The sequence below is a fragment of the Segatella copri genome, from assembly GCF_009494835.1.
Taxonomy (GTDB): Bacteria; Bacteroidota; Bacteroidia; order Bacteroidales; family Bacteroidaceae; genus Prevotella; species Prevotella copri_F.
Genome location: NZ_VZBE01000067.1, coordinates 1 through 3,856, shown reverse-complemented (window position 1 = coordinate 3,856; position 3,856 = coordinate 1). Strand labels below are relative to the sequence as shown.

Annotated in this window: 7 protein-coding genes; 6 read left to right on the top strand and 1 reads right to left on the bottom strand. The window is 43.2% G+C overall.

Annotated features, from left to right (window positions below; all coding sequences use genetic code 11):
• The 6 genes from F7D47_RS14960 to F7D47_RS09760 all read left to right on the top strand — a co-directional run.
• Positions 1-204: hypothetical protein (locus F7D47_RS14960; protein WP_228113589.1), on the top strand; the 204-nt coding region annotated here is incomplete at its 5' end.
• 397 nt (positions 205-601) lie between these two features.
• Positions 602-1,360 (top strand): ParA family protein, encoded by a 759-nt coding sequence (locus F7D47_RS09775; protein ID WP_153085140.1) that lies wholly within the window; start codon positions 602-604, stop codon positions 1,358-1,360.
• A gap of 4 nt (positions 1,361-1,364) precedes the next feature.
• On the top strand, positions 1,365-1,811 hold the full coding sequence (locus F7D47_RS09770) for a DUF3408 domain-containing protein (RefSeq protein WP_118313487.1): 447 nt from the start codon (positions 1,365-1,367) through the stop codon (positions 1,809-1,811).
• A 21-nt stretch (positions 1,812-1,832) separates the two neighbouring features.
• Positions 1,833-2,477 (top strand): hypothetical protein, encoded by a 645-nt coding sequence (locus tag F7D47_RS09765; RefSeq protein WP_228113449.1) that lies wholly within the window; start codon positions 1,833-1,835, stop codon positions 2,475-2,477.
• Between the two features lie 19 nt (positions 2,478-2,496).
• Positions 2,497-2,664 carry a hypothetical protein gene (locus F7D47_RS14795; protein ID WP_165860121.1) on the top strand — a complete coding sequence of 56 codons (168 nt, stop codon included), beginning with the start codon at positions 2,497-2,499 and terminating at the stop codon, positions 2,662-2,664.
• 81 nt (positions 2,665-2,745) lie between these two features.
• Positions 2,746-3,243: a DUF3408 domain-containing protein gene (locus tag F7D47_RS09760; RefSeq protein ID WP_139169197.1), complete on the top strand. Its 498-nt coding sequence runs from the start codon at positions 2,746-2,748 to the stop codon at positions 3,241-3,243.
• Positions 3,244-3,560: 317 nt separating this feature from the next.
• Here F7D47_RS09760 and F7D47_RS09755 read toward each other — a convergent pair.
• Positions 3,561-3,856: PcfJ domain-containing protein (locus F7D47_RS09755; protein ID WP_194252648.1), on the bottom strand; the 296-nt coding region annotated here is incomplete at its 5' end.

Genomic DNA, 3,856 nt, shown 5'->3' with positions numbered 1-3,856 from the left:
CAAAACATACCTTGCTATGTCTTTGAGGACATAAAAATCCGCTTAGGGTGGATTGAAGTTAGCCTTCGTAAGAAGCTGTCCCTATCCCGAATGGAAGCAGTTCGGGAAATCCAGTCCTTTGCGGAATATCAAGCCTTGTTCTTGTCGGAACGATATGGATGCGCTATCCATTGCTTTGCCTTTCGGGTGCAAAATTACGGCTAAAAATGCGCCCTTGTAACAATGCTACCCCAGACAACCACTGCAACTATCGGCAACATGCTGCCACAGGATTTGAAAACCATTGTTTTTGGGAAATTTCGTTGTTATTTTGCAGCCGAAACATTGAACCAATGATTTGAAAATATGATGAAACAAGCATTTGCAGCAACGAATAAGCCTGTCACTATTGCAGCGTCTCTTTGCATCCATGATGCTCCACTGACGTACAGACTTACTGATTCACTGTCGTACTGTCGTATGGAAATGATGAAGCATTGCAACAGTTCAAGGTCTCCATAATGGAGCAATGACCGATAGACATGGACATCAAAGTGTTCATATCTTTGAATTGGCAGGAAATCATAGAAACGAGTAATCAACAATTTAAAAAGTTAACGATATGAGTAAGACAAGATTTGTTGCGTTCGCAACACAGAAAGGCGGAATAGGAAAGTCCACCATCACGGCTCTTGTAGCCAACTACTTTCACAATGTCAAGGGTTACAATGTGGCGGTCATAGACTGTGACGAGCCACAATACAACCTTGCAGACCTGCGAGACGAGGAACTGGAACTCATCAAAAGCAGCGACTATTTCAAGGCGCAAGCCTGTGAGCATTTCAAAAAGCTGGGCAAGAAGTCCTTCAGCGTAACGAGAAGCAATGCTGTCAATGCGCTTGACGACGCAGAGACAGTGTTGAATGAAACAGAGGTTAAACTTGACTTCATCTTCTTTGACATGCCTGGGACTATCAAAAGTGAGGGCGTCATGAAGACCTTGTCTCAGATGGATTACATCTTTGTACCCGTCAGCGCAGACCGCTTTGTTGTAGAAAGCGCAATGAGCTTCATGCAGTTGTTCCACGACAACTTTTTGACACAGGGTTGGTCGGTCACCAAGAAACTTGCTTTCTTTTGGACAATGGTTGACAAACGAGAACGAACGAGTTTGTATGATATATATGAAGGTATGTTCAAGTCTCTCGCCTATTCGGTTCTCAACACACGACTGCCAGACAGCAAACGTTTCAGAAGAGAGCTGTCGGAGAACAGAAAGGCAGTGTTCCGTTCCACCATCTTTCCATCAGACCCAAACCTGTTGCGAGGGAGTGGCATCAAGGAGTTGTCCGACGAGATTTGTGAAATCATAAAGACATGAGCCTATGGTAAGCAGAAAAATCAACACTGACGCAATAGATGAAAATCTGCTCATTGCCTCTATTGGCAAGAGCAAGATTGGCACGACAACGGCATCCATTCTTGACGGAGCTTCCCAATCCCAAGTGAAAGATACCGAAGAGAAAGAAGAGGTTGGCAGGAAGTCCCAATGCTCGCAGACCGATAAGTCGCCAATTTCACGCAAGCCTCCCAAGGCTTCTTCGGAAAGTTACGATTCGGCATTCTTCAAGCGAAACGAGATAAAGACTCGTCAATGCGTTTATATCAGCCGTGAGATACACAGGAGAATTTCAAGAATAGTCAGTGTGCTCGCAAAGCATGAGTTGACAGTCGGTGGTTACATCGACCTTATTCTTGAGAGACATCTTGAAGAGAACCAGGAAGAAATCAACGGCTTGCTGAGAAAAGAGATTGACGATTGGAATGTGTAACAAAAAGGAACAAGCATGACAATGGAAACTATATTCTTGATAGTCTTGGCTGCATTCAATGTTTGGACTATCTATTTTTACAACAAGTTGCTCCTTGAAGTTGCGAACGGCAAGGAAAAGGAGAAAAAACCGCCTATCGACCCGATGGCACTTGTAGGCAAAAGTCTTTTCAAAGTGTCCCAACTGCGGAAGAAAGAAGAAACGGAACAAAAACAAACAGAATCCATGTCCGTATCGGATAATGACGTGACATTTGACGATTCTCCAAAGAGTACGGCACGGATTTCTGACGAACAGCTTGATGACGTGTTTACGAATGTTCGCATAGAAGATATTGGTGTGAAATATTCTGATAATGAGGGAGATGCCGATGTGCCACAAGCCAAAGGGTCAAGTTTTGAGGACATTGACGCAGCTGTGAATACCGTCAAGGCACCGAAAGCAACGGACAAGGAGAAAAGACATGCAGGCAAGGTTTTCCATGAGATGGATGGCAACCAATTCTATGAGAAATTCATGGAGAACAGCGAGGAGTGCAAGAAGAACATCCATGATTACGTCACCTTCTACTTGCAAACTCACAAGATTGTAGAGATTTCCAAGCCAAAGAAAGAGTTTAAGGTGCCAGACAGTATAGAGGACTTCAATATCCTCGACTTTGTATAACAATTTAATAAGGAGAATTATGGAAAGAACAGAAGAGAACAATGCAACAAAGGATAGATTTGCACATGTGGGCAAAACATTCTCGGAAATGGACAGCGAAAAGCTACAAGCTGAAATCGCAGAACGCTCAAAGATTATTAAACGCAAAATAGATGCGTTGATGGAATTGCATATGTCAGGTATCTGACAAAAACTGTTGAAGTCAGATTTTCAATAGTCAACAAGTATTTCAATAGCAGAGAATTTGTATAACAATTAAAAAATGATTATGGCAGACAAAACAAAAAACTGTGGTAAAGGACAACTCACTTCGACAGATGCCAAGGAGTTGTATGAGGCTTTCATGAGAAATTATGAAGAGACAATGGAGGAAGCTGGAAAACAGATTGACGCTTGTCTTGAAGAGACATTTCAAGACCGTACATCGTCAACTATTTCCGACAAGGAGGAGTGTTTTGATGAAGATGCAGCATATGAGAATTATGATGTGGGTGAATTTGAGCCAATCGACAGAATGGAGAAAGAGCGTACTGAGCAGTATGTCGGTAAGTTCATGGCAAATGCAGGTTTTACCGCAAGATATGGCAGACATGTTGGCATCAGCGAGGACATTCATGAGCGTGTGACTAAATTTGTCAGTATCGTAGGCAAGGGAAAGATTTCCATTGCAAGTTATGTGGATAACATCATCAACGAACACTTCAATGCCTATGCAGCCGAAATCAAGGCTGCATTCGATGAAGGTCTCAAGTCGTATCGCCTCTGACAATAAATTAAGAGTACGCCAATGAAAAAGAAAGACTACGGCTAAAATCTCAGCTTGCCACTGAATCCATAGGACGGCATCATGCCGCATTAGTAAGCAAAAGTGTCAATCGCCAGATGGGACTATCTCCCAAGGAACAGAAAAAACGATTTATGAATAAAGGACAGTCCTTTTGATTTGGGCTGTCCTCTGTTATTCTGCAAGCATCGCAGATAAGGAAAAAACGGTTCTTTGCTACTTTCTTTCCGCTCCTCGGCTCATGAAGAAAGTGGCGGAACGAATTTTCATCGCTCCGCCTAAATTATAATAATGTGGTGTTATGTCGTTGCAACCATTCGTTGCTCTATAAGTCTTGCATTGCTGTTCACTAAGTTGATGATGTCGGCATGGTGCTCGGTGTCCTTGTTCTGTAGTCCGTGGCATTGTACGACTTTCATTTGTTCGAGTGAAAACTCCACGGTCTCAACCCTTTGTTCGGCTATTCTTGCTGAGAAGATGATGCAGTCGGGATTGAGTGAGTAGTTTGTTCCGCTGCCTACGCAATGGTGCATCGCCTTACCCTCAAGAACGTGCTCCCTGACGCTTTCAAGCATTCTCACCACGATATTGCCGT

Excerpts from the sequence above, each read along its gene's own strand:
- F7D47_RS09775 (WP_153085140.1), top strand. The coding sequence starts at position 602 with ATGAGTAAGACAAGATTTGTTGCGTTCGCAACACAGAAAGGCGGAATA.
- F7D47_RS09760 (WP_139169197.1), top strand. The coding sequence starts at position 2,746 with ATGGCAGACAAAACAAAAAACTGTGGTAAAGGACAACTCACTTCGACA.
- F7D47_RS09770 (WP_118313487.1), top strand. The coding sequence starts at position 1,365 with ATGGTAAGCAGAAAAATCAACACTGACGCAATAGATGAAAATCTGCTC.
- F7D47_RS09765 (WP_228113449.1), top strand. The coding sequence starts at position 1,833 with ATGGAAACTATATTCTTGATAGTCTTGGCTGCATTCAATGTTTGGACT.
- F7D47_RS14795 (WP_165860121.1), top strand. The coding sequence starts at position 2,497 with ATGGAAAGAACAGAAGAGAACAATGCAACAAAGGATAGATTTGCACAT.